Origin of the sequence: Cognatundibacterium jejuense, from assembly GCF_014284255.1 — a bacterium.
Taxonomy (GTDB): Bacteria; Pseudomonadota; Gammaproteobacteria; order Burkholderiales; family Burkholderiaceae_D; genus Undibacterium; species Undibacterium jejuense.
The window spans coordinates 161,768-187,645 of the sequence record NZ_JACOFV010000004.1; the positions used below are offsets into that span (position 1 = coordinate 161,768).

Genomic DNA, 25,878 nt, shown 5'->3' on the forward strand with positions numbered 1-25,878 from the left:
GAGACTTGAGAATGACAGAAGAAAAAAAATCAGGAAGGCGTCGCTTTATCTTGGGAGGTCTCGGCGTCGCAGGTGCGCTGATCGTCGGTTGGGGTTTTATGCCACCGCGTCAACGTCTGCATGGGGCGCATGATCTGCCCGTTGACCAAAATGAAATCGCCTTAAATGGTTGGATCAAAATTGCTAAAGATGGCATGGTCACAGTCGCTTTGCACAAAAGTGAAATGGGGCAGGGAATACATACTGCCTTGCAAATGTTAGTGGCTGAAGAGTTAGATGTCGCCATGTCGCAGATAAAGACGATGGCGGCACCTATCGATAAAATTTACGGCAATGTAGCTATGTTGGCAGATGGTTTGCCGTTTCATCCGGATGATAACGGCACAATCAAGCATATTGCGCAATGGATGACCTCTAAAACCGCGCGCGAACTTGGATTGCAAGTCACTGGTGGGTCGTCTAGTGTTAAAGATGCGTGGTTGCCAATGCGTGAAGCTGGTGCAGCAGCGCGTGCAATGTTGGTTGCCGCCGCGGCAAAAGAATGGTCCGTACCAGTGGGAGAGTGCCTCACTGAAAACGGCGTTGTTTTACATTCTTCTGGTAAAAAACTCTCCTACGGTGAATTGGCTGCAAAAGCAGTTGAATCGCAGCCAGGTCTTGTAAGTTTAAAAGATCCTAAAAATTTCCGCATCATTGGTCGTCCGCAAGCGCGAACAGACACGACGGCGAAGGTAAATGGTACTGCACAGTTTGGTATTGATGCACATCCTGAAGGGATGGTCTATGCTGCATTGAAATTGAGCCCGACAATTGGCGGCAAGATCAAGCGTATCGATGCTAAGTCAGCATTGGCAATGGCGAATGTATTAAATGTGATTGATCTCTCCAAATCGCTGGATGATCGTTCCGTTTCTGGCGTTGCTGTGGTGGCTAAATCTTACTGGGAAGCCAGAAAAGCAATAGGCGCCGTTGTTGTTGATTGGGATGCAGGAGTGCATAGTCAACTTTCAAGTGAAACCGTGTTTAAAGAACTGGCGCAAAAACTTGATGCAGAGGCTGGTTTTACTTATTACCAGCAGGGTGATGCAGAGGCGATGCTTGTTTCAAAGGCGGCGACAAAAACGATCTCAGCAGAATATCGGGCGCCATTTCTTGCGCATGCAACGATGGAGCCGATGAATTGCACTGCGCAATTTAAGAATGGTCAATTGGAGCTGTGGGTATCGACGCAAGTGCCAAGCATTGCTGTCGACGTAGCTGCGAAATTGGCCCGAATTTCTGCGGAAAAAGTGCATTTGAATATGTGCTTCTTAGGCGGTGGCTTCGGCCGCCGTCTGGAGGTGGATATGGTGTTGCAAGCTGTGGCGATCGCCATGCAGACCAATGGTTTGCCAGTCAAGTTGATCTGGAGTCGCGAAGAAGACATGGCGCACGACATGTATCGACCTGCAGCGATGGCGCGTTTTAATGCTGCGCTGGATGACAAGGGTAATGTCGTTGCTTACCAGAATAAATCGGCTTCTGGTTCGGTAACACATCAGGTTTTGCAGCGCACTTTCGGTGTTCCAGGGGCAGGGCCTGATAAGACAACGGCGGAAGGCGAGTTTGATATGCCTTACCAATTTGCGAATCAAAAAATTTCTCATGTGATTGTGCCGACACCAGTGCCACTCGGTTATTGGCGTTCGGTGGGGCATTCTCACAATGCTTTTTTTAAAGAAAGTTTTATTGATGAGTTGGCTCATGCTGCTGGTAAAACACCGGTTAGTCTCCGACGCGAACTGTTGAGTAATAACCGACGTCACCTGGTAGTGCTGGATGCGGCGATGAACAAAGCGGGGCAGGCACCTGAAGGGCGTGCGCACGGGATTGCTTTGCACCGTTCATTTGGTAGTATCGTAGCGCAGGTGGCCGAGGTCTCTGTGCAAAACGGACAAATTCGCGTGCATAAAGTCGTTTGTGTCGTTGACTGTGGGATTGCAGTCAATCCAAATATCATTACTCAGCAAATGGAATCGGCGATTGTATTTGGTCTGAGCGCTGCGCTGCATGGCGAAATAACGATTAAAGAGGGTAAGGTTACCCAAAGTAATTTCCATGACTATGCAGTGCTGCGTATGAATGAGACGCCACAAATTGAAGTCGAAATTATCAAAAGTGCGGAACCGCCCGAAGGAATAGGTGAGCCAGGCGTGCCGCCAATTGCACCGGCGGTGGCTAACGCGGTGTTTGCTTTGACCGGTCAGCGCTTACGAAGTTTGCCATTGAAATTAGCTTAGTCTGTGGCGTCAATTTGTAACATTGCGTGGACGCTAATAGATACTCTGGATGAGTATATTTTTTTGCTCTTATATTGTCCTTATATAGTGCTGAGTGTAGATTGAATATTCTAAATTAATGGGGGAGTATCGTCACTTATGGTTTTTTTTGTTATTTTTAAGTAACAAATACTAGGTGTGCTATATTCCCGATTTATACTTCCGTGCGCACTAAGTACCGGATGATGTGGCTTATTTAAATTTCATTTTTAATAGAAGCGTTTATGTTGAATTCTGAATCTATTGCAGTATCCAAGTCCTACACCCACCAGAAGCACCAACGCTCGCGTGGTTTCACGTTGATCGAGATTATGGTTGTTGTGGTAATTATGGGAATCTTAGCTGCGTTGGTAGTGCCAAAATTAATGGGTCGTACCGATGATGCGCGTATTGCTGCTGCAAAGCAGGATATTTCTACCCTCATGCAGGCATTGAAGTTATATCGTCTTGATAATCAACGCTATCCAACAACAGAGCAAGGCTTGCAAGCTTTGATTTTGAAACCGAGCTCTGGTCCGGCTGCAAATGGATGGAAAACCGGTGGTTACATCGATAAGTTGCCAAAAGATCCTTGGGGTAATCCTTATCAGTACCTTTCGCCTGGGCTGAAGGGTGAGGTTGATGTGTTTTCTTATGGTGCTGACGGTCAGGCAGGTGGTGTTGGAAATGATGCTGATATAGGTTCCTGGGACTTATAAAGTCTGATACATGAAAACTCGACGCCGCAGGCAACACGGCTTTACGCTTCTGGAGTTGCTCGTAGTAATGGTAATTGCTGGAGTGATGCTTGGTGTGGTCAGTTTTAATGCTATGCCGAGCCAGCGGCAGCGATTAGAAAATGACGCTAAGCGTATTGCGTTGCTATTGCAGTTGGCACGAGATGAAGCTATTTTGCGCAATACACCGGTGGCCTTTGATGCTGATCAATACGCTTATCGATTTCTGGTACGTGAGGACAGGGTGTGGTCGCCGCTCAAGGATGATATGTTGCGCGAGCGTGATTTTGAATTGTCGCCTGTCGAGTTGCATATTGAACCTGCCCAAAATCAGACTGGCGTCAGAATTATTTTTGGACGCGAACCAGTTGATAAGCCCTTCGTGCTGACGCTTAAAGTGCCTGATGGCAGTGTCAAAATTTCGGCTGATGGTATCGGTCATTTTTCAGTGGAATAAGATGCGCCTGAACATTTCTCGTCAATCTGGATTTACCTTGCTTGAAGTTTTGGTAGCATTGGTGATCGTTGGGACAGCATTGGGGGCGAGTTTGCGTGCTGTTGGTAGCCTCACTCAAAACAGTAACGATTTGCGCGTCTCCTTGATGGCAACCTGGTCTGCAGAAAATCGTCTCGCGCAAATTCGTCTTGCGCGTGAATGGCCGCCTTTGGGTGATAGTAATTTTGATTGTCCACAGGCCGACTTGCATCTGGTATGCGAAGAACATGTTATTGCCACGCCCAATCCCTCTTTCCGACGCGTCGAGGTACTTGTGTTCGAGAACAATAAACCTGATCGACGCATCATCAAATTGACGCAGGTGGTTCCGAATGCACTGTAAGTCGCGGCGCTTTAGTCAAATTACCGGGTTCACTTTAATTGAATTGCTGGTAGCAATTACCATTTTGGGAATAGTTGCCGTACTCGGATGGCGTGGATTAGATTCTATTGTTCGTGCCCGCCAGACTTTAAACGGTGAAATGGACCAAACACGTGGGATACAAATTGCGTTTGCGCAGATAGAAAATGATTGTGCTCATGTGATGGACGCTAATATGCTTCCGGGAAACAGCGTATTAACCGCTGCGGGCAGTAAGTTAATGATCATTCGGTCTGTGTTCGAAGATAACCTTCCAATACGTTTTCAGGTGGTTGTTTTTAACGTGGTTGATGGCGTACTCTCCCGGCGTGAATTAAGCCCTACTCGCGAGACAGCAGTGTTATTGGCTCAATGGCAAAGTGCTGCCGAAGATTTAGATGGGACGCCTTCAATACCGTTGCAAAGCAAAGTAGAGTCGTTTTCTCTGCGTACCTGGAAAGTCGGAGAAACTGGCTGGCGCATGAATGGCGACAATGTGGTGAATGCTGGTGATACGGCAACTTCTGCGAACCCTGTCATTCCACCTAATCCAGCTAATCCTGCAAACCCTTCAGGTGCAAGTGCAAAGAGCGCGACCTTGGCAGGCGTTGAGGTTTCTATGCAGGTACAAGGTCGTGAGGCTCCTATGACGAAAATTTTCTTGTTAGGGGCAAACTGATGCGAGAATTGATTCAATCTACCCGGCAACTTGATCCTCGCTATCCAATGCGACAAACCGGTGTCGCCGTTGTTACCGCATTGTTGTTGACTACGTTGGCTATCACTATTGTCGCTAGTTTGTTTTGGCAGCAGCAAGTGCAGGTTCGTTCAATTGAAAATCAGCGAATGCAACTGCAGAAAAAATGGATTCTACGCGGTGCGATTGACTGGGCACGATTGATTTTGCGTGAAGATGCGCGCCATTCAACAGCAGATTATCTGGGTGAGCCTTGGTCGGTAAAACTCGAAAACACACGCCTTGATCAATATGTGGAAGATGGAAGTACCGATGCTAAGGACAGTGATGCAACACTCTCAGGTCAGATCGTCGATGCGCAAGCATCCTATAATCTGAATAACCTAGCCACCAATGGTAAGGTCGATCCAAGAGAGATTGCAGTGTTTTCGCGATTATTGACCAATCTGCGTCTGCCCGGTGGGTTGGCAGCCACTGCTGCAACCGCCATTGCTCAAACTCAACCAAAATTAACGCAAGCCTTAAATCCTGATTCCACTGGTGCAGCTACTAGCACGAGTAATGGAGCAACTCTTGCTGCGAACAATCCTGTCAATAATCCTGCCAGTGGTGCCGTCGAGACAAATACGACATCCTCTAGTAGTAATACTTCAGTACAATTCTTGCGATTTACTCAAGTTGATGATTTACTTGCGGTTCCGGGATTTACGCCGGATATGTTGAGGAGCTTGCGACCTTTTGTCGTTGTTTTGCCCAGGACCGGTGGAATTACGCCAGTGAACGTAAATACCGCGCCAGCTGAGGTGATTTCTGCAAGAATCGATGGTGTAAGTATGGGAGACGCAGCACAAATGATTGCAAGTCGGGATACCGCTTTTTTTGCAAATGCCGCGGACTTTACGCATAGATTTAGTGATAAAACAAAAAATATTGGCCCTTCAGACGTTGATATTAAAACGGGGTTTTTTATAGTAAACGGAAAAGTAAAGATGAGTCGCTCTGCACTAGATGTCAGTGCGTTGGTGTCGAGAGCGACTGATGGAACAACAACGGTACTTTGGGTAAGAGAAAATTAAAAAATAATGGCAAGCACACTCTATATTTCTTTGCCCTCAAGGGTGGCGGTTCAAGCGAAACCCGATTGGCTCTCGCAAGCGCTGCCTTTTGCTTTGTTCTCAGCAGAAGGTCAGTTGTTACAGCAAGGCCATAAAAATTTTACAGAATTAAAATCTCTGGCTTCCGGTGCACGCCAACTGAGCTTGCTTTTTGCAGCGAGCGACGTCAGTTTGCTGAGCACTCAAGTACCGCCTATGTCTGCCGCGAAATTTAAGATGGCACTTCCGAATTTGCTGGAAGAGCAGATCGCTGGTGATCCCTCTGACGCAGTTTTGGTTGCGAGTCCTGTTGCAGATGGTACGGCCACCATCGCCGTTGCTGATCGCCATTGGGTTGAACAATTGGCGGCAATGGTAAAAGATTGGCCAGTAAAGAAAATTACCGCGTATCCCGCACAACTTGCGATCGCCATTACAGGTGAGCCTCAACAGGCCGTTGCAGTTTTAGAACGCAAGGATGGCGCCTTGAGCTTGTTGTTGCGTCAAGCTTCACTCCAGGGTATGGGTTTAAGTCTGGCAGAGGATGAGCAGGAAAATGCGATCAGTATGCTGGGCATGCTTGCGCCAGAGTCTCATATAGATTTGTATGTCTCCGCAAATGAAGTCGATAGCTATCAGGCAAGTCTCAAACAACAAAATTTGGGTGAGCGTTTCGCTGTCCAGGCAATTGGGTGGGTAGTCAGAGTTGGTGGTATCAATGCGCAGACACCGGATTTAATGTCTGATATATCCGATATTCATAAGCCTGCCATCGATTGGTCGCGTTGGCGTTGGCCTTTACGTCTGATGGCAATGATTTTGCTCGTCAATATTATTGCACTAAACCTCGAATGGTTTAGTTTGAAACGGTCTGCAAAAAGCTTGAATGACGCTTTAGTTCAGACATATAAAACTAGTTTTCCGAAAGAGACAACGATTCTTAATCCGCTCGAACAAATGCGTCAGAAAGTGAACCTTACAAAAAAAATGGTGGGGCAATTTGCTGCCGATGATTTTGTCGTCTTGTCTGCTCAGTTTTCGCATGTGTGGGACAGAGTGATGCTTGGTAAGCCAACGGCGATTGTGTCCATTGAATATAAAGAGCATGGTTTGGAAGTGAAAGTAAAATCAGTTGCTGCTATACCGGTGGAGCCGTTGAAGGCGGCATTGGCAGAGCAATCTATGCGCTTAAAAATCACCTCTGATGGTGTGTTGCATGTGACTCAGGGCGAGGTGAAAGAATGAAACATCAATTAGTCCAACAATTTGAATTGTTTTGGAGTGAGCGCGATCAGCGTGAGCGCAAAATGTTGTCTTCTGCTGCCGTCGTCATCGTTTTGACTTTGGTGTATCTTATATTCTTAGATCCAGCCATCAGCGGTAGGCAAAAATTGCAAACGCAAATACCTGTTTTGCGGCAGCAAGTGGCTGAAATATCGGCCCTAAGCGGTCAGCAAATAAAATTAGCCGCCAGTTTGTCGCAGATCGTTGAGCCAGTGACGAAGGACATTGTCGAAGCAAGTTTGTCGGCTCGCGGTATCAAAACACAGTCACTCAGTGTAACGGACGATATTGTTAGAATTCAAATTCAGACAGTGGCTTATTCTAATATGATGGATTGGTTGCTTGAGTCGCAACGAGCATCAAGGCTGACTGTAGAGGAAGCGAAAGTTGTGGCTTTACCAGAAAACGGACAAGTGTCGGCCACGTTAATTCTGAAGCAGCAGCGCGGTGGGTTGTAACATGGTGTCTCCGGGTTCGGTTTCAATGAAAATTGTCTGGGTAGTGATTGCGATTCTAAGTGTTATTGGCACAGTGTTTTGTTTTCTTCCAGCTAGTTGGATGGGCGTGTTGATAGAGCGCCAGACTCAAGGGCGCTTGAGTCTGTGTGATGTACAGGGTTCTTTTTGGAATGGTTCTGGTTTTATTGGCGTTGCGGCAGGAATTAATGATCCAGTGACGCCATTGTTTCCGGGACGTTTCTCCTGGAAAATTTCGCCCTTAATTTTATTGACGCAGTTAGATATGGAATTGCAAAATTCGCAGGCTTTATCCATTCCTGTGAAGCTTACTGGTAATTTTTCTGAGTGGCATGTAAGCCCATCCGTGTTAGTTTTACCGACTGAAAGATTGGAAGGTTTAGGCGCGCCGCTTAATACGATAGGGCCGTCCGGTAAATTGCATTTATCGTGGAATAATTTGCAGTTCGTCAGAGATGGGTCGATATTGAATGCGCAAGGGCAGTTGCAATTAAATCTCTCAGAAATGGCGTCAAAGTTATCGCCAGTGAGACCCTTGGGTAGTTATAGAATGGCTTTTGATTTGCAAGGAACAAATGCAAATATCAATTTGGTCACGGAAGCTGGGCCAATGATGCTGAGTGGGAGTGGTGCCCTAAAGGCGGGCCACTTTCAGTTCTCTGGCAAAGCCTGGGCACAAGAAGGACAAGAAACAAAGTTGGCAAATTTGTTGAATTTGCTGGGGCAACGCCGTAAAGACGGCGACAAAGATGTCATCGCGTTAGAGTTCAAATGAAAACATTTCCATTAAAAAGCAAGGCAGCTATGATCCGCAATTCCTTCCGTAAACCACTGCATCACTTTTCCGCGATCACTGGTGCGGCTGTGTTGAGTGCAGGTTGTATTTTTAGTGCTGCAGCCCTGGCGCAGGCGCCAGACAAGAACACAGCTGATTTAAATTTTGTTGGTGCTGATATCGAATCCGTCGTTAAAGCTATCGGGCACTATACAGGGACCACTTTCATTATCGATCCTCGCGTAAAAGGACAGGTGAATCTGGTTTCCGAAAAACCGCTGACGAAAGATCAGGCATTTAAGCTACTTACTTCGACTTTACGTTTGCAAGGCTATGCAGTGGTCTATGCCGATGGATATTACAAGGTTGTTCCGGAAGCAGACGCAAAATTGCAGCCAGGACCAACGCAATCGATACAGAATGAGAGAGGGGAGCCAGTTAAAGGGGATCAGGTAGCAACACAAATCTACCAATTGAATTATGAATCTGCGGCAAATATTGTGACGGTATTGCGTCCTCTGATTTCGCCAAATAACACTATCAATGCAAACCCAGGTAACAATACCGTCGTTATTACAGATTATGCAGATAATCTAAAGCGGCTGAATAAAATTATTGCTGGTTTGGATGTGCCTGCAACCGTTGATTTGGATGTTATTCCAGTCAAGCATGCAATGGCGACTGATATTGCGGCGATGGTCAGCAAGTTGACTGAAAATAACGCGGGTCCTGCAGATGCCGGAAAAGCAGTGTTGATGGCCGATCCGCGTACTAATTCATTGTTGCTTCGTGCACCTTCTCAAGCGCGGGCGAATTTGATTAAATCCCTGATTACTAAACTTGATCAGCCTACTGCCTTGCCCGGCAATGTTCATGTTGTGTACTTGCGTAATGCGGAAGCTGTGAAATTGGCGCAAACACTGCGCTCTATCGTTACTGGCGATACCAGTGAGCCACAATCCAATAGTGGCTTATCAAATACAGGATCATCACCAAATGCTAATACTGGTTCTGCGCAAAATGGCTTTAGTATTGGCGGAAACAGCACAGGTACGAGCAGCGGCTCGTTACCCATCAGCAGTACTAGTAAATCTGGTGGTGGCGGTAACAGCGCAGCGGGATACATACAAGCGGATGCGGCAACGAATACACTCATTATTACGGCCAGCGAAGCGGTTTATAAAAACCTGCGGACGGTTATTGATCAGCTTGATGCCCGTCGGGCACAGGTATATATCGAAGCATTGATCATTGAAGTTAATGCGAATAAAGAAAATGATTTTGGCGTTCAATGGGCGGGTCTGTCGGGGAACTCGAATAGTAGTTACCGTGTTGGCGGCGGTAGTATTTTTTCTACCGGTAACAATAACCTCGCAAACTTAGCGACCAATTCGTCTCTTCCAAGCAATGGTTTGTCTCTCGGAGTTTTCAAGCAAATCGGTGGTAAATTGACTCTTGGTGCATTGGCTCATATGGTCGATAGTGGTGACGGAACAAATATCTTGTCGATGCCAAATCTGGTTACTTTGGATAACGAAGAAGCAAAAATTATCGTTGGCCAAAATGTCCCATTTATCACTGGTCAATTTACAACTTCCGCTGCGACCGGTTCCGCTGGGGTTAATCCATTCCAAACGATTGAACGTAAAGACGTCGGTTTAAAGCTTACTATCAAGCCTCAAATTTCTGAGGGTGGTACAGTGAAGCTTGCCATATATCAAGAAAGTTCAGCGGTGGTTGCAAGTTCTGCTACCAATCCATCTGGTCCGACAACAACGCAACGTTCGATTGCCACTAATGTGTTGGTTGAAGATGGTTCGATTTTGGCTCTGGGCGGTTTGATTTCTGACACCGTTGGAGATACAACAGAAAAAGTGACAGGTTTAGGTGATATACCGATTATCGGCAATTTATTTAAGTATCAAACGGCAACTCGCAATAAAACAAACTTAATGGTGTTCCTGCGCCCGACGGTGATACGTTCTGCTGAAGATAGTAATAACGTTTCCGTTGATCGTTATGACTACATGCGTACGCAGATGCCAGTGCCAAAAGGCGGCAGTGCCGCTGCATTGTTACCAGAAATGGAAAAGGGCAAACTGATGACGACGCCGATGACGATTCCGGTTCCGGTGGCGAAGACGAATAATCCAGAAAGTAAATAAGCCATGTTAGAAAACCGCTTGTTGCCGTACGGGTTTGCGCGTGATTTTTTGGTACTTGCAAGTCGCGATACGTCCTTGCCAGATGCACCGGTTGAGATATCTGTTTCTCAGAAAACGGCTCCAGCGGCTATTGCTGAGGTTGGTCGAAAATTTGGAAAAATCAAGCTTAATGTGCTCACTCCTGAAGCACTCAACGACTTGATCGCAAAAGCTTATGCGGGTTCTGGTGGCGATGCAGCTGATGTCGTTGGTGAAGTTGAGTCTGATCTTGATTTGGCAAAATTGATGCTGGATATGCCCGCAATCGAAGACTTGCTTGAGTCCGCAGATGATGCTCCAGTCATCCGAATGATCAATGCCTTATTGACGCAGGCTTTGCGCGATGGCGCATCTGATATTCATATTGAGCCGTTTGAGCAAATTTCAGTCGTTCGTTTCCGTGTCGATGGTTCCCTGCGTGACGTGGTTCGCCCACGTAAAGCGATTCATGCCTCCCTGATCTCTCGTATCAAAATCATGGCGCAGCTGGATATTGCCGAGAAGCGTTTGCCGCAAGATGGTCGTATTACACTGCGTATCGGTGGTAAGCCGGTGGATGTACGGGTATCAACTTTACCAACTGGTCACGGAGAGCGTGCTGTATTGCGTTTGTTGGATAAAGAAGCGGGGCGTCTTGATCTCAGTAATTTGGGGATGAGCGATGATGTGTTGCAGAGTTTTGATAAACTGATTTCGCAGCCCCACGGTATTGTGTTGGTGACCGGACCTACTGGGTCTGGTAAAACAACGACTCTTTACGCGGCTCTGTCACGCGTGAATGCAGGTACAACCAATATTCTGACGGTCGAAGATCCAATTGAATATGAGTTGGCTGGTGTAGGGCAAACGCAGGTCAATGCGCGCATCGATATGACGTTTGCGAAAGCCTTGCGTGCCATTTTACGTCAAGATCCTGATGTCATTATGATTGGTGAAATTCGCGATCTTGAAACGGCGCAAATCGCGGTTCAAGCGTCGTTGACTGGTCATTTGGTGTTGGCGACCTTGCATACTAATGATTCTGCAGCTGCGGTAACGCGCTTGCTGGATATGGGGATAGAACCCTTCCTGTTGTCTTCCTCCTTGCTCGGTGTAGTAGCTCAGAGACTCGTGCGTAAATTGTGCGTACATTGTCGTCGTGAGGAGGGCGGAAGATGGCATGCCGTCGGTTGCGAACATTGCGGACACACAGGCTATCAAGGGCGTCTGGGGGTGTATGAGCTATTACAGACCACTGAAGAAATTCGCGCACAAATTCATCATCAGGCTTCTGAGGCTGAGATTCGGGCCGCTGCCCAGCATAATGGCATGAAAACCATGCGCGAAGACGGTGATCGCTGGATTAAAAACGGTGTGACAACGCAAGAAGAAGTATTGCGCGTAACTAAGGAATAGAGACTGTGCCTGCATTTCGATATGAAGCAATAAACGGCGATGGGGTTACCAGCAAAGGGGTACTTAACGCCGATAGTGCTAGAGCAGCGCGCAGTGATCTGCGAGCTCAGGGCTTAGTTCCTGTGAGTGTTGAATCCATTCTTAATCAAGCCGATGCTGGTGGCGCAAAGAAACGAGCTTTGTTTGCGGAACGCTTATCTAGTGTTGAACTCGCTTTATTTACGCGCCAATTAGCAAGTCTGTTGGAAGCCGGGCTGCCATTGGAGCAATGTCTTTCTGCTTTGCTTGAGCAATCTGAACGTACTTTTATCCGCGATATCATTGCCTCCATTCGGTCTGAAGTAATGGCCGGTGCTGCTTTGTCAGATGCCTTAAAACAGCATCCAAATGATTTTGCTGAAATCTATTGTGCTTTGGTTGCTTCCGGCGAGCAGATTGGCCATTTGTCGCGCGTGTTATCGCGTCTGGCGGACTATATTGAACGTCGGAATGCGTTGGTGCAGAAAGTTAAATTGGCTTTCACGTATCCAGCTATCGTGACGGTCGTGGCATTTGCGATTGTTATCTTCTTGCTGACCTACGTGGTTCCGCAGATTGTTTCAGTATTTGCTAATACCAAGCAAAAATTACCGTTCTTGACGGTAATGATGCTGGCGATTTCTGATTTTGTGCGCGCCTATGGTTGGTTGGTTGCATTGATTGTTGTTACTGCTTTTGCTTTGTGGCGTACAGCCTTAAAAAATCCAGACGTTAAAATGCGTTGGCATAAGTGGTTGTTGACTGCACCGGTTTACGGAAAGTTTGAGCGTAGCTTAAATACCGCGCGATTTGCTAGTACTTTAGCGATTACTACGGGTTCTGGAGTGCCAATTTTGCGGGCATTGCAAACCAGCCGTGAAACGCTCTCTAACGTCGCTATGCGTGAACAGGTCGAAGACGCAACAGCAAGTGTACGTGAGGGTGTTGGACTTGCCCGTGCATTAGCTGCGCACAAGCATTTCCCACCGATGTTGATACATATGATACGTGCCGGTGAAGTGACTGGCGAACTGCCCGCTATGCTGGAGCGCGCTTCGAGTGCGCAGGAGCAGGATCTTGAGCGACGCGCGTTGACTATCGCAGGCTTGCTTGAGCCGGTATTGATTCTGGCTATGGGTGCTGTCGTGTTGTTGATTGTGTTGGCGGTGTTGATGCCAATTATTGAAATTAATCAGCTGGTACGCTGATAAGGAATGAAATGAAGCGCTTGCCTCTTTTGTGTAGCTTTTTAGCTTTTATTTTGTTGTGCGTGTCTTTGAGTTTTTGGGGGATACGGGTATTTAAGCCTGCTGATCGCAGTGTCGCGCGACCAGCGCTGGATAATAATATTGAACCCGGAGCAGGGCAGTGGGGTGGTATTTTCGGAGGTGCTCAGGCTGATCAGGCTATTGCCAGTAATTACGAGCTTAAAGGGGTAATTATCGCCAAGAAATCGAATGAAAGTCTGGCGATCGTTGTTGCCAATGGAAAGCCAGCGCAAACTATTCCTCTCAATGCTGAAATTGCTCCAGGTATTATTCTTAAAGAGGTGGCGGATAAATATGTCATGATCTCGGAGTCCGGTGTGATGCGACGTGTTTCCTTGCCGGAAAACGCGATAATTAATGTGATTCCAGGCTCTGTAAGAGTGCAACCGGGTGATATGCCACCAGTCTCACCGATTGCACCCATTGCTTTTCCTGCTCGCTCGAACCAAATTACCCCTTCACCTGGGAATGCGCCAGTTCAACCCATGATTAGCGCTGGATTCCCTACTGCTTCACTTCCATCGATGGGTGGCGGAACCGAAAAATGAAGGGCAGTACAGCGTTTCTACCTATTGAAATACAATTAGCGCTGAGAACAGTGCACGAATCCTGGCGCGATCCTGTTGAACTTGGGTTGGCTGCAATGCACGCCGCTGACCCCACATATTTTGAGCAACTCTGTTCGAATGGATTTTTGCCGACCGACGGAAGATTATTTGCGGCATTCGAGCTACCAATCGAGGATGTTAGATATGTATTGATTGGCGAGGGGCCATATCCGCGCGAGGATAGCGCTACTGGTGTTTGTTTCATGGACGGTGCAGTGAAACAAATCTGGTCCCCTGATGGGGCTGGCTTGTCTAAAAAAGTTAATCGTGCAACTTCTTTGCGTAACTTTATAAAAATGTTATTGGTTGCTGATGGTCGGCTTGATGAAAGTGTCACGAGTGGTGAAATAATGCGTGGTATTGCTCAAACTGCATTGGCACCAGATTCCGGTTTTATTCAGACATTGCCTGAATTGCAGCAAAATCTACATAAAAATGGTTTTCTTCTATTAAATGCTTCACTGGTTTTCCGTACCTCTGTGGCACCCGCCAGGGATGGTAAATCATGGCAGATTTTCTTGCAGACTATATTTGCAGCATTACACTCTCATTCTGTTTCATTTGGAAAAGTGCCATCCTTGATTTTGTGGGGTAAGATTGCTGAGCAACTCCAAAGAATTCATGAGACTTCGTTATTTCCGCAAATTGTGGCTGAACATCCTTACAACCTGAGTTTTATTAAAAATCGCACGATGCAGAATTTTTTCAGGCCTATGCAATTGCTAAAAAGTTGCTCAAAGGAAAAATTTTGTTAGAAATGGTAAGCTTTTAGTGGCTTAGTGTGGGGCTTTGTAGAATAATTTGGCGTTAGTGTTTGCGTGATTTCACCGGACAGATTTTTGCCTAAGTGGTTTATGTTAAAAAAAATTGAAGTGACACAATTAAGAATCGGAATGTACCTCCATGAGCTATGTGGTTCGTGGATAGATACGCCATTTTGGAAGAAATCCTTCGTTCTTGCTGATCCAAATGAATTGGCAGAAATTCAAAAGACAAAAATCCGTGAAGCATGGATAGATACCAGTAAGGGATTGGATGTCTATCAAGAACAGGAGTCGGGGACTGTTGAACCGGTTAAACCCGAAATTCCTGTGCCAAAACCAGTTGTTACACGTCAAACCGGACCGGTCTCTATGGGTGATGAGCTAGGTCGCGCGTCAATGATTGTGAGTAAATCAAAAGAGGCTGTATTTTCCATGTTTAGCGAGGCACGCATGGGGAAAGCCGTTGATGTCGGTAATGCTAAGGAAATGGTTGAAGAGATCGCGGACTCAGTCATGCGTAATCCTGGTGCCTTGATTGGTCTGGCTCGTCTGAAGACCAAGGATGACTACACTTACATGCATTCGGTGGCCGTATGTGCTTTGATGGTCTCGCTGGCAAAGCAATTAGGATTAAGTGACGAGGAAACTCGCGAGGCAGGTCTGGCAGGATTGTTGCATGACATCGGTAAAATGATGATTCCTGCCGAGATTTTGAATAAACCCGGAAAATTAACCGACGATGAATTCGTTGCTGTGAAAGCGCATCCGGTGGCAGGTCACAAAATGTTATTAGAAGCAAAAGGCGTTAGCGCTGTGGCGCTTGATGTTTGTCTGCATCACCATGAAAAAATGGATGGAACCGGATATCCTTATGGATTGCAGGGGGAGCAGATTAGCTTGTTGGCCAAAATGGGTGCGGTGTGTGATGTCTATGATGCGATTACCTCAAATCGACCGTACAAGCAAGGCTGGTGCCCAGCGGAGTCAATACGCAAGATGGCCGAGTGGAGTAAAGGTCACTTCGACGAAAAGATATTTCAGGCCTTTGTGAAAAGTATTGGTATTTATCCGGTTGGGACCTTGGTTCGGTTGGAATCCGGGCGTTTAGGTGTCGTGGTTGAGCAGCAAGTTGGTAAGTCGCTGCTCGCCCCGAAAGTCAGGGTATTTTTTTCCATCAAATCAATGTCGTATATTGCGCCGGAGTTGCTTGATCTGGCGGGTCCTGGTTTGCAAGATAAGATAGCTAACCGTGAGGATGTGTCGAAATGGGGCTTAAAAGATATTAACCGCTATTGGTTGGGTGAAGCGGCGCCATTTTGATCTGCAATTCAAAGTCACAAAACTCCGTCTTTGTAAGACGGAGTTTTATTTTTTGAGGAGCCATTTATCTCTCGGGACGAATCACGATTTTTCCGGTAACTTTGCGTGCTGCCAGATCATTGAGTGCCTGCGCGGTTTCGTTTAAGGCGTAACGAGCAGAAATATGCGGCTTGATTTTTCCTTGGTGAAGCCAGCCGATTAATTCTTTCATCGCGGCCAGATTATTTTTGGGCTCGCGTTTAGCAAATTCACCCCAAAATACGCCGACTAAAGAGGCGCCTTTGAGAAGCATTAAATTGAGTGGTAGTTTAGGAATTTCACCATTTGCAAAGCCAACTACCAGATAGCGTCCGCGCCATGCAATTGAGCGGAACGCCGGTTCGGCATAGATGCCGCCTACTGGATCGTAAATGACGTCCGGTCCTTTGCCTTCGCTGGCCTGTTTAATCGCTTCACGCAGATCGACATTGCTGTAATTAATTAACACGTCCGCACCGTGTTGACGGCAAATTTCTAATTTTTCGTCAGTAGAGGCTGCCGCAATGACTTTCGCACCTAGTGCTTTTCCTATTTCTATTGCAGCAAGGCCAACCCCACCTGCGGCACCTAATACCAGCATCGTTTCACCAGCTTTAAGTTGTGCCCGATCAACAATTGCATGGTGGGACGTCCCATAAGTAAGCGTAACCGCAGCTGCCGTATCAAAATCCATTCCTGGAGGCATAGGCATGACGGCGTTGGCGGGTGCAACAACCTGTTGTGCAAAAGCACCGTAGCCGATGAAGGCGATGACTTTGTCGCCTTTTTTCAGATGAGTAACTCCATCGCCAACGGCATAAACTTCTCCGGATAGTTCGCTACCAGGAGTGAACGGCAGTTCGGGCTTAAATTGATATTTATTCTGTATGATCAAGACATCGGGGAAATTGACGCCTGCGGCCTTGACTTGTATTCCGACTTCACCGAATCCCGGTGTTAAATCTGGCAAATCCATAATTTCCAAGGTTTCAGGAGCGCCCCACGATTTACAAACAACAGCTTTCATTTATCGCCTCCATTTTTAAATAGTACGACCGTTTAATTTTTTGATTATGCCGCAAAAAAGTCACATCGGCAGAAATTTGTTTTTGCGCTTCGGTTAGAATGTGGATTATGAAAATCTTAATTAGTAATGATGATGGTTATCTGGCTCCTGGCATCGTGATGCTGGCATCTGCTTTAGCTGAATTTGCTGATGTGACAGTGGTGGCTCCAGATAGTAATAGATCGGGTGCATCGAATGCGTTGACCCTTGATCGACCTTTGACTGTGCAACGTGCCGCGAATGGTTTTTATTTTGTGAACGGTACGCCGTCGGACTGTGTGCATATTGCGCTGACCTCCATTATGAAAGAGATGCCTGACTTGATCGTTTCTGGTATCAACCAAGGTCAAAATATGGGAGACGATACCCTGTATTCGGGGACTGTGGCAGCTGCGACCGAAGGTTTTTTATTTGGCATCTCTGCGATTGCCTTTTCCCAAGTCAATAAGGGGTGGGCGCATCTGGATGTTGCAACTAAGTATGCGTCCGATCTGGTGAAATTTGGTTTTCCTGAGTTGCCGCGACCTTATTTGCTGAACGTCAATATTCCAAATCTTCCGCTGCATGAAATTAAAGGGATACGCGCCGCCCGTTTGGGAAAACGCCACGCTTCGGAGCCAGTCATTCCTATGTTGGATCCACAAGGAAGGGAAATATTTTGGATCGGGCCTCCGGGGGGGATCCGTGATGGCGGTGAAGGTACTGATTTTGACGTCACTTCAAAGGCATATGTTGCAGTAACGCCATTGCAAGTGGATTTGACTAACTTTAAACATCTGGACATGCTCGCCATGACTTTTGAATGACGACGGCAAAAGAAAAGCGTTTTCCACTTCCTTTGTCTTCGGTCGTAGAACGTAAGGATAATGCAGGGCGCAATCGCATCGCTACCAGTGTTTCTACGCAGACAGCGATGCAAAATTTAGGGCGTGATACGAATTCGACACCACGTACAAATCCGGTGTCAGCTTGGAATTCTACAAAAGAACAAAAGCCTGTCGTGCTTAATACCTCGGATAGTCCTTTGGTCTCCGAGGCTGTCAGGCGCGCGATGGTCGCCAGGGTGGCTCAGCAGGGAGTGAAAGACACTACTGTATTGGAGGCATTGCGAACTATACCGCGCCACTTGTTTTTAGAGTCTGGTCTTGAAAGTCAGGCATATATAGACGCTTCTTTGCCTATTGGCCATCATCAAACTATTTCGCAGCCATATATCGTTGCCCGAATGTTAGAGATTCTGCGTAATGATGTGAAGCTCGACAAGGTGCTTGAGATCGGTACCGGTTGCGGCTATCAGGCCGCAGTCTTATCTTTAATTGCTAAGGAAGTGTATTCCATCGAAAGAATTAAGGCATTGCACGAGCTGGCAAAGAATAATTTGCGGCCTATGCGCATTGCCAATATTCGTTTGCATTATGGCGATGGGATGCTTGGTTTGCCTCAGGCCGCGCCTTTTGACGGTATCATATTGGCTGCAGCGGGTATGGAAGTGCCGCAAGCGTTATTGGTTCAGCTAAAAGTCGGCGGGCGACTAATTGCTCCTGTCGGTGGTCGGCACCAGGTATTGCAACTCATTGAGCGGGTTTCTGAGCATGAGTGGAGCAGCGCAGTTGTTGAAAATTGTCATTTTGTGCCTTTACATTCTGGCGTCGTCTGATTATTTGGGGTAAATGTGGTTATTGATAAAAGTAAAAATTCTGGTCTGGAATTCAAGGGCAATTTTGTAATGAGAATGAAAAAAATAGATGACGTTAAAAACCTTGTTGGCCTCGGTTGCATAAGTTTTTTGATGTCTGCTTGCACGACGACTCCCAACAAGGCGCCAGTTGTTGAGCGTGCCTCAGTTCCGGTAACCGAGGCTAGTGTTGTGATTCCGGTTGCGAAACCAGTTGTCCGACCACCAGAGATTACTAAGGGAAGCTATGTTGTAAAGCGTGGCGATACTCTGTATCGAATTGCGCTAGATCACGGGCAAAGTTATAGTGATTTAGTGGTGTGGAATAGCTTGAAAAATCCTAACGATATCAAGGTTGATCAGGTGTTGCGAGTCGCTCCGCCAGATGCGGCTAATGGTATCCAGGGTGTGCAAACAGTCGCTGTGTCTGGTACGTCTATTGATGTAAAACCTTTATCGCAGCCTCCTTCATCGAGCAACAAAAATAGCCCTAAGGGTGATAAACGTCCTTATTCAGAGACTGTACTGGCTGAATTGCAAAAACCAGAGAGTGGCACACCTACGGTTGTTAAAAACGACGTTGTAAATCCTGTTGTTCCATTAAAGTCAGCGGAAAAGGCGCCCGATAAAGTTGTTGCAGATAATGAGGCGGTTGATTGGATGTGGCCAGTGGATGGTAAGGTGTTGACTGGATTTGACGATGCAAAAAATAAGGGTTTGGATATTTCGGGTAAGATGGGGCAAGAGGTGCTGGCAGCCGGTGCTGGGAAGGTGATGTATGCTGGAAGTGGAATCCGTGGCTATGGTAATTTAGTAATTATTAAGCATAGCAGTAGCCTGCTTTCGGCGTATGCTCACAATAAATCTATTCTCGTAAAAGAGGGGCAAGCTATTACTAAAGGGCAAAAAATTGCAGAAATGGGAAATTCTGATAGTGATACTGTTAATCTGCACTTTGAGATTCGTCTGCAGGGAAAACCAGTTGATCCTATGAGATATTTGCCGGCGCGTTAATTTGCTTGTTATGCATGCTGTCTGGATGCACTTTGTCACATAAATAGTGTTGTAAAATGATTAAAATGTGGTAATAATTTGCCATTAACGGTAGTAGAAATTTGATGATCACAGGCAGTGTGCGGTTATGAGGTATTTCCGAGTTTAATCATATTTACTATTCAGACAAAATTATGCAAAAAAGTGCGATCAACCAAAAGTTGGACGTTTCCTCCTATGAGGAGGCGGAGGCATTGTCGATTGAAGTAGATGATGGTATTGATGTGGATGCACTGACGGACGCTGCTGAGGTGGGTGCTGATACTGATGATCGTGAGGCTCAGGCAGTTGATCCTGTTTCGCTTATTGTTGCGCCAATTGATGAGCTGAAAAACGTATTGGCGGCTGAGCTTTCGACCGATACGACGCAATATTATTTGAATCAAATTGGTACCCGGCCCCTTTTTGATTCCAAGGAAGAGTTACACTTTGCTACTTTAGCTAAGCAAGGAAATTTCGAGGCTAGGCAAAAAATGATTGAACACAACCTTCGCTTGGTTGTGTCAATTGCGAAGCACTACATTAATCGCGGCGTTGCTCTTTTGGATATGATAGAAGAGGGTAATCTTGGGTTGATGCATGCGATCGATAAGTTTGAACCTGAGCGTGGCTTTCGTTTTTCGACCTATGCGACCTGGTGGATACGACAGAGTATTGAGCGGGCCATCATGAATCAGGCGCGCACAATACGCTTGCCAGTGCATATGGTGCGTGAGCTCAATCAAATCTTGCGTGCTAAATACCATTTGGAGTCGCAGCGACGAGATGGTCGGGATGCTAATTTGGAAGATATCGCCTTGTTGGTGGATCGGCCGGTTGACGAGGTTCAGGATATTTTGGCCTTGTCAGAACATGCGACGTCGCTCGATACTCCTTTGGATAATGATCCGCAATCCAGTTTAATGGATATGTTGCCTGGTGATAGCGATGATGGTCCTGATATTCGCGCTGAGCATCATGAGATGACTGTCTTGGTGCGTGATTGGTTGGCAAAATTGCCGGATAAGCAACGTATTGTGGTCATTCGGCGATTTGGTTTGGATAATGATGACCCTGCTACCTTAGAAACATTGGCTGATGAAATGGGGATAACCCGTGAGCGGGTACGTCAGATCCAGCAAGAAGCCTTGATTAAATTGAAGCGGTCGTTCTTGTCTAGAGGTGTAGGTAGAGACTCTCTAATCTGAAGAGGTGTTCACTTATTTGCGAATAGCGCGGGTGAAACGCCGCAGTTCTTTTATAATTCCGCTTTTGATCTTTATCTTTTACATGGCGCGACTGAAGTTGGCGCCGATATTCCCATGAATAAAATAGAAATACGTTCTTTTGATATGGACGCGCGTGGTGTTGGTCATTTGCAAAATGAAGATGGTACGCAAGGAAAAGTGGTGTTTGTTGAAGGTGCATTGCCAGGTGAATTGGTTAGCTTTAGTTCTTACAAAAAGAAGCCAAGTTGGGAGGTAGCAACTTTATCTGAGGTGCATCGGACTTCATCGCAAAGGGTGGATCCAAAATGTGAATTCTTTGGTACTTGCGGCGGTTGTTCTATGCAGCATCTTGAGCCTGATGCACAAGTGGCAATGAAGCAACGCGTTTTGGAGGATAACTTGTGGCACATCAGCAAGGTAAAGGCTGAAACCATGATGCGCCCAATTTACGGTCCAACCTGGGGTTATCGCTATCGTGCGCGTCTGTCAGTGCGCCATGTGATTAAAAAAGGCACGGTGTTGGTTGGTTTTCATGAGAAAAAGTCGCGTTATGTGGCGAATATGGAAACTTGTAAGATCTTGCCGCCCCACGTTTCGGCAATGTTGATGCCTTTGCGTGAGTTGGTTGCCTCTTTGTCTATCATTGAGCATTTGCCGCAAATTGAGTTGGCCATCGGTGAAGGGGTGACTGCAATGGTGTTGCGCATCATGGCGCCATTGGCCGCAGATGATGAGGTGAAGTTAAAAGCTTTTGCTGATCACCACAAGGTGCAATGGTGGTTGCAAACGAAAGGTCCTGAAACTGCCGAGCCATACTACCCTTCAACTAGCGATCTGCATTACCTGCTACCAGAATTTGGTGTCAAGATGCCGTTTAAGCCTACCGATTTCACGCAGGTGAATCATCATATTAATCGTGTGCTAGTGGCAAAAGCGTTGCGCTTGCTGGATCCGCAAAAAGATGAGCGTATTGCTGATTTATTTTGTGGTTTAGGTAATTTCACTTTGCCTATTGCTACACTTGCAAAACAGGTAGTTGGGATTGAGGGGAGTTCTACGCTGACTGATCGTGCGCTCGAAAATGCTGTTCACAACGGTTTATCTGAAAAGACCTCATTTAGCACGCGCAATTTGTTCGAGGTGACGGCGGAGGATTTTGTTAAGCTGGGTAAATTCGATCGCTTTTTGATTGATCCCCCTCGTGACGGTGCGATGGCGGTGTGTCAGGCTTTGGTAGATTTAACGCAAGTTGCGCCCGACCTCAAGCCTAAGCGACTGGTCTATGTATCTTGCAGTCCATCAACTTTGGCACGCGATGCCGGCATTTTGGTCAATGGCGCTGGTTATCGTTTGAGTTACGCAGGAGTTGTTAATATGTTTCCGCATACCTCCCACGTTGAGTCTATGGCGGTCTTTGATTTGGTTTCTTAAACTGGCAAATATATGCTTGGTATTTTTACGGTCTTTCTTTAAAGACATGTTGTATCAAGTGTTTCATGCTAAAATCTAGGGTTAGATGAATTCTAGAGTTTTTGTCTTAACCCTTTCTTTTTATTGGAGTTTTCAGATGGCTATCGAACGTACATTATCTATTATTAAACCTGACGCAGTTGCAAAAAACGTGATTGGTCAAATTGTCAGCCGTTTTGAAACTGCTGGTTTGAAAGTTGTTGCTGCTCGTTTGACGCAATTGTCCCGCGCTGAAGCTGAAGGCTTCTACGCTGTTCACGCTGCACGTCCATTCTTCAAAGATCTGGTTGATTTCATGATCTCTGGTCCAGTATTTGTACAAGTATTGGAAGGCGAAGGCGCGATTTTGAAAAACCGCGACCTGATGGGTGCAACTGATCCTAAGAAAGCTGAAAAAGGCACAATCCGCGCTGATTTCGCTGAATCTATCGATGCAAACGCAGTTCATGGCTCTGACGCTGCTGAAACAGCTGCTGTTGAAATCGCTTATTTCTTCCCAGTACTGAACGTGTACTCACGTTAATTTGTATTAAGTAGTATTTAAAGAAATTGAAGTAATTGATGCCCCGTCTCGCAATGCTGCGATTCGGGGTGTAAGAAAGAAACACATGACGGCACTCATAAATTTATTGGATCTAGATCCGGAACAGCTCGTTGCGTATTGTGGCGAATTGGGTGAGAAGCCGTTTCGTGCAAAGCAGTTGCAACGATGGATACATCAGTTTGGTGCAAGCAGTTTTGATGAGATGACAGATCTCGCAAAATCCTTGCGCGAAAAACTTGCTACCAGAGCGGTGATAACTGCTCCCGCGGTGATTAGTGACCACACTTCGCTCGACGGTACTCGTAAATGGTTGGTAGATGTGGGGCAGGGAAATGCTGTTGAAACGGTGTTTATTCCTGAGGAAAATCGGGGTACTCTGTGTATCTCTACGCAAGCCGGATGTGCGGTAAACTGCCGCTTTTGTTCCACCGGCAAGCAAGGATTTAATCGTAATCTGACTGTGGCGGAAATCATTGGTCAGCTATGGATGGCTGAGTTTGAGTTGCGTCGTACTAAAGGCATCCCTATGGGGCCTAAGGGTGAGCGCCAGATTACGAATGTAGTCATGATGGGTATGGGTGAGCCCCTGTTGAATTTTGAGCCTACTGTTACCGCGTTGCGCTTAATGCTTGATGATAATGCCTACGGTTTATCTCGTCGTCGTGTGACGCTCTCCACAAGCGGAGTGGTGCCGATGATGGATAAGTTGTCGCAAGAATGCCCGGTGGCGTTAGCTGTGTCTTTGCATGCGTCAAACGACACTCTGCGCGACGGTTTAATTCCGTTGAATAAGAAGCACCCGTTGTCAGAATTAATGGCTGCATGTAAGCGTTATCTCGCGTTTGCGCCACGCGATTTTGTGACGTTTGAGTATTGTATGCTCGATGGCGTGAATGACACTGATGCGCATGCGCGTGAGTTGATACAGTTGGTGAAAGATGTTCCTTGTAAGTTCAACTTGATTCCGTTTAATCCATTTCCTGAATCTGGCTTGAAGCGTTCTGCAAATCCGCGAATTAAAGCGTTTGCGCAGGTCTTGTTGGATGCTGGCATTGTTACGACAACGCGTAAAACACGTGGGGATGATATTGATGCCGCCTGTGGGCAATTGGCGGGTGAGGTGAAGGATAGAACCCGTGTGCAAGAGCGCATGCAAAAGATGGCCGAGTATCAGAAGAAGTTTGGTGAGAATTTTGGTAAGATCGTGGAGATCACTCAGTGAAAATTTTTGGATCGTATCGTTGGATGGGAAGAGTTGCTCTTCTTTCTTTTTTTCTTGTTTTGTCTGCTTGTGCCTCAAAACAGTTGGAGGGGCCTTCGGATGATTCAAATCTTTCTGTTGAAAAGCAGGATGCACAAAAACGTGCTTCTATCAGAATGCAACTGGCAATCAGTTATTACCAGCAAGGGCAATATAAAGTTGCTCTTGATGAGATCAAGCATGCGTTAGCTATTTCCCCTGATTTAGTCGATGCCTACAGTGTTCGAGCCTTGATATTTATGGGTACTGGCGAAAAAAAATTAGCTGAAGATAACTTTTTGTATGCATTGAAACTTGCTCCGGATAATCTGGATATTGCGAACAATTATGGTTGGTTTTTGTGCCAGAATAAGCGCGAAAAAGAGGGGCTGGTTTACCTCCAGAAAGTGCTCCAAAGTCAGACTTATGCTTCTTCAAAAGCATACAACGCTGCAGGTATGTGTAGCTTGAATATGGGTGATAATGCGGCGGCCGAAAAATATTTTATGCAAGGGTTTGGGGTTGATCCGGCGAATTCAGGTTTAAATACTAACCTGGCAAGAACTTTATTTTTACGTGGTGAATATGCAAAGGCCAGGTTTTATATTGGTCGCGTCATACAGCAGGATGTGCTGACACCTGATGTTTTGTGGCTTGCCATAAAAATTGAGCATAAGTTGCGTGATGATGCTGCATTAAATAGTCTGTCTGCGCAATTGCGAAAGCGTTATCCAGACTCCCCTGAATTTAGTCTCTTGCAGAGAGGTTTGTTTGATGAATGAGGTTGGCTTAAATCCTTTATCTGAATCGATGGCTTCTGGTTTAGTTGAGGAGAAACCAGTTGAGCTTCTTGATACTGCTGGTGCGAAGTTGTCTGCTGCACGTCAGCAATTGGGATTGAGCCTTGAGCAAGTGGCAGAGCAGCTTAAGCTATCGCATAGACAAGTTCTGGCGATCGAAAGTAATGAATTTGATAAATTACCCAAGATGGTGATTGTCAGGGGCTTCGTCAGATCATATGCAAAATTGCTGCGGGTTGATCCTGCGCCGATCATTGCTTGTCTTCCGGGGGAGGTAAGTTCCGTTGAATTAGATACGGATTTGCGGCCAACTCTAGCGACGCCTTTTCTTGAGTCTAAATCTCATTTTCTCGGCAGGGCCGAGAATCATAACAAGAAGTACATGTTAGGTGCTGGCATTTTGGCTGTTGCTGCACTCTTGTTTGTTCTTGCGCAGCATTTCGAGCAGGCGGAATGGTTTAAATCATTGTTTGCACATTCAGATGCTGCGAAACCAGTAGTGGAGCAGGTTTCTGCATCACTTCCTCAAGTTGATAATGTGACGCTGCCAGCGTCTCAGATCGACGTGTTTCCACCGGATGTCGTTGCTCAGGCAGGCACGGTGGTAGAGCGTGTTGCTGCTTCCGAAGCGGTGGTAACACAGACGGCGTCACCACCAACGCCAGCGCCGGAAGTGAAAAGTGTGCAGTCAAGTGTGATGCCTGCGACCAATGTCGTGGCTCCTGCTTCCAGTGTGCCTGTTGTCGCGTCGAGTGGTAGTGCGTTATCTGCGAATAATAAGTTGCATCTGAAGTTTCGCCAGGATTCATGGCTGCAGGTGAAAAAAGAGTCTGGTGAGGTAATTACATCTCATTTGGCAAGGGCTGGGACTGAAGAGTTTTTTGATGTGAAAGAGCCGGTTCAGTTGAGATTGGGAAATGCGCATGGTGTTGATGCGGTCCTACGCGGCGTTGCACTTGAAATTGTCCCTCCTAAAGATACGAATGTCGTTAATTTAAGCGTGAAGTAAG

General features: G+C 46.5%; 25 protein-coding genes. 24 read left to right on the top strand and 1 reads right to left on the bottom strand.

Going from position 1 to position 25,878, the window contains the following annotated elements; all coding sequences use genetic code 11:
* Positions 1 to 11 precede the first annotated feature (11 nt).
* The 15 genes from H8K32_RS06175 to H8K32_RS06245 all read left to right on the top strand — a co-directional run bounded on the left by H8K32_RS06175 (position 12) and on the right by H8K32_RS06245 (position 15,794).
* The gene (locus tag H8K32_RS06175; RefSeq protein WP_186911606.1) at positions 12 to 2,279 is read left to right on the top strand and encodes a xanthine dehydrogenase family protein molybdopterin-binding subunit; all 2,268 of its coding nucleotides are present in this window, start codon (positions 12 to 14) and stop codon (positions 2,277 to 2,279) included.
* Positions 2,280 to 2,542: 263 nt separating this feature from the next.
* Positions 2,543 to 3,016, top strand: coding sequence for a type II secretion system major pseudopilin GspG (gspG, locus tag H8K32_RS06180; protein ID WP_186911607.1), 474 nt, complete (start codon positions 2,543 to 2,545; stop codon positions 3,014 to 3,016).
* A 10-nt stretch (positions 3,017 to 3,026) separates the two neighbouring features.
* Positions 3,027 to 3,491, top strand: coding sequence for a type II secretion system minor pseudopilin GspH (gene gspH, locus H8K32_RS06185; RefSeq protein WP_186911608.1), 465 nt, complete (start codon positions 3,027 to 3,029; stop codon positions 3,489 to 3,491).
* 1 nt (position 3,492) lies between these two features.
* Complete coding sequence (gspI, locus tag H8K32_RS06190; protein WP_186911609.1) at positions 3,493 to 3,873, top strand: type II secretion system minor pseudopilin GspI; 381 nt, start codon at positions 3,493 to 3,495, stop codon at positions 3,871 to 3,873.
* Positions 3,863 to 4,570 carry a PulJ/GspJ family protein gene (locus H8K32_RS06195; protein WP_186911610.1) on the top strand — a complete coding sequence of 236 codons (708 nt, stop codon included), beginning with the start codon at positions 3,863 to 3,865 and terminating at the stop codon, positions 4,568 to 4,570. The genes gspI and H8K32_RS06195 overlap by 11 nt, the downstream gene beginning before the upstream one ends.
* Positions 4,570 to 5,664 carry a type II secretion system minor pseudopilin GspK gene (gene gspK, locus H8K32_RS06200; RefSeq protein WP_246447151.1) on the top strand — a complete coding sequence of 365 codons (1,095 nt, stop codon included), beginning with the start codon at positions 4,570 to 4,572 and terminating at the stop codon, positions 5,662 to 5,664. Before H8K32_RS06195 ends, gspK begins: the two co-directional genes overlap by 1 nt.
* Before the next feature lie 6 nt (positions 5,665 to 5,670).
* Complete coding sequence (gene gspL, locus H8K32_RS06205) at positions 5,671 to 6,927, top strand: type II secretion system protein GspL (protein ID WP_186911611.1); 1,257 nt, start codon at positions 5,671 to 5,673, stop codon at positions 6,925 to 6,927.
* Positions 6,924 to 7,424 (top strand): type II secretion system protein GspM, encoded by a 501-nt coding sequence (gspM, locus tag H8K32_RS06210; protein ID WP_186911612.1) that lies wholly within the window; start codon positions 6,924 to 6,926, stop codon positions 7,422 to 7,424. Before gspL ends, gspM begins: the two co-directional genes overlap by 4 nt.
* Positions 7,425 to 7,449: 25 nt before the next feature.
* The gene (locus tag H8K32_RS06215) at positions 7,450 to 8,217 is read left to right on the top strand and encodes a type II secretion system protein N (protein WP_246447152.1); all 768 of its coding nucleotides are present in this window, start codon (positions 7,450 to 7,452) and stop codon (positions 8,215 to 8,217) included.
* Positions 8,214 to 10,382 (top strand): type II secretion system secretin GspD, encoded by a 2,169-nt coding sequence (gspD, locus tag H8K32_RS06220; protein ID WP_246447154.1) that lies wholly within the window; start codon positions 8,214 to 8,216, stop codon positions 10,380 to 10,382. Before H8K32_RS06215 ends, gspD begins: the two co-directional genes overlap by 4 nt.
* A gap of 3 nt (positions 10,383 to 10,385) precedes the next feature.
* A complete protein-coding gene (gspE, locus tag H8K32_RS06225) occupies positions 10,386 to 11,816 on the top strand; it encodes a type II secretion system ATPase GspE (RefSeq protein ID WP_186911614.1) in 1,431 nt (476 codons plus the stop codon).
* Between the two features lie 5 nt (positions 11,817 to 11,821).
* Positions 11,822 to 13,042, top strand: coding sequence for a type II secretion system inner membrane protein GspF (gene gspF, locus H8K32_RS06230; RefSeq protein WP_186911615.1), 1,221 nt, complete (start codon positions 11,822 to 11,824; stop codon positions 13,040 to 13,042).
* An 11-nt stretch (positions 13,043 to 13,053) separates the two neighbouring features.
* Positions 13,054 to 13,650 (top strand): type II secretion system protein N, encoded by a 597-nt coding sequence (locus H8K32_RS06235; protein WP_186911616.1) that lies wholly within the window; start codon positions 13,054 to 13,056, stop codon positions 13,648 to 13,650.
* The gene (locus H8K32_RS06240; RefSeq protein WP_186911617.1) at positions 13,647 to 14,465 is read left to right on the top strand and encodes a uracil-DNA glycosylase family protein; all 819 of its coding nucleotides are present in this window, start codon (positions 13,647 to 13,649) and stop codon (positions 14,463 to 14,465) included. Before H8K32_RS06235 ends, H8K32_RS06240 begins: the two co-directional genes overlap by 4 nt.
* Before the next feature lie 99 nt (positions 14,466 to 14,564).
* A complete protein-coding gene (locus H8K32_RS06245) occupies positions 14,565 to 15,794 on the top strand; it encodes an HD-GYP domain-containing protein (RefSeq protein ID WP_186911618.1) in 1,230 nt (409 codons plus the stop codon).
* Positions 15,795 to 15,858: 64 nt separating this feature from the next.
* Here H8K32_RS06245 and H8K32_RS06250 read toward each other — a convergent pair whose 3' ends face one another.
* Complete coding sequence (locus tag H8K32_RS06250) at positions 15,859 to 16,839, bottom strand: NADPH:quinone oxidoreductase family protein (protein WP_186911619.1); 981 nt, start codon at positions 16,837 to 16,839, stop codon at positions 15,859 to 15,861.
* Between the two features lie 107 nt (positions 16,840 to 16,946).
* On the opposite strand from H8K32_RS06250, the gene surE reads away from it, so the two are divergent.
* From surE to H8K32_RS06295, 9 genes are all read left to right on the top strand, one after another.
* Positions 16,947 to 17,684 (top strand): 5'/3'-nucleotidase SurE, encoded by a 738-nt coding sequence (surE, locus tag H8K32_RS06255; protein ID WP_186911620.1) that lies wholly within the window; start codon positions 16,947 to 16,949, stop codon positions 17,682 to 17,684.
* Complete coding sequence (locus H8K32_RS06260) at positions 17,681 to 18,535, top strand: protein-L-isoaspartate(D-aspartate) O-methyltransferase (RefSeq protein ID WP_186911621.1); 855 nt, start codon at positions 17,681 to 17,683, stop codon at positions 18,533 to 18,535. Before surE ends, H8K32_RS06260 begins: the two co-directional genes overlap by 4 nt.
* 75 nt (positions 18,536 to 18,610) lie before the next feature.
* Positions 18,611 to 19,567 (top strand): peptidoglycan DD-metalloendopeptidase family protein, encoded by a 957-nt coding sequence (locus H8K32_RS06265; protein ID WP_186911622.1) that lies wholly within the window; start codon positions 18,611 to 18,613, stop codon positions 19,565 to 19,567.
* Between the two features lie 173 nt (positions 19,568 to 19,740).
* Positions 19,741 to 20,793, top strand: a complete 1,053-nt coding sequence (gene rpoS / locus H8K32_RS06270; protein ID WP_186911623.1) for an RNA polymerase sigma factor RpoS — start codon at positions 19,741 to 19,743, stop codon at positions 20,791 to 20,793.
* A 114-nt stretch (positions 20,794 to 20,907) separates the two neighbouring features.
* Positions 20,908 to 22,245 (top strand): 23S rRNA (uracil(1939)-C(5))-methyltransferase RlmD, encoded by a 1,338-nt coding sequence (rlmD, locus tag H8K32_RS06275; RefSeq protein ID WP_186911624.1) that lies wholly within the window; start codon positions 20,908 to 20,910, stop codon positions 22,243 to 22,245.
* A gap of 136 nt (positions 22,246 to 22,381) precedes the next feature.
* Positions 22,382 to 22,807 carry a nucleoside-diphosphate kinase gene (gene ndk / locus H8K32_RS06280; RefSeq protein ID WP_186911625.1) on the top strand — a complete coding sequence of 142 codons (426 nt, stop codon included), beginning with the start codon at positions 22,382 to 22,384 and terminating at the stop codon, positions 22,805 to 22,807.
* 85 nt (positions 22,808 to 22,892) lie between these two features.
* Entirely contained in the window at positions 22,893 to 24,050 is a 1,158-nt protein-coding gene (gene rlmN / locus H8K32_RS06285) for a dual-specificity RNA methyltransferase RlmN (protein ID WP_186911626.1), read from the top strand.
* Positions 24,047 to 24,850 carry a type IV pilus biogenesis/stability protein PilW gene (gene pilW, locus H8K32_RS06290; protein WP_343067932.1) on the top strand — a complete coding sequence of 268 codons (804 nt, stop codon included), beginning with the start codon at positions 24,047 to 24,049 and terminating at the stop codon, positions 24,848 to 24,850. The genes rlmN and pilW overlap by 4 nt, the downstream gene beginning before the upstream one ends.
* A complete protein-coding gene (locus tag H8K32_RS06295; protein ID WP_186911627.1) occupies positions 24,843 to 25,877 on the top strand; it encodes a helix-turn-helix domain-containing protein in 1,035 nt (344 codons plus the stop codon). The genes pilW and H8K32_RS06295 overlap by 8 nt, the downstream gene beginning before the upstream one ends.
* Position 25,878 lies beyond the last annotated feature (1 nt).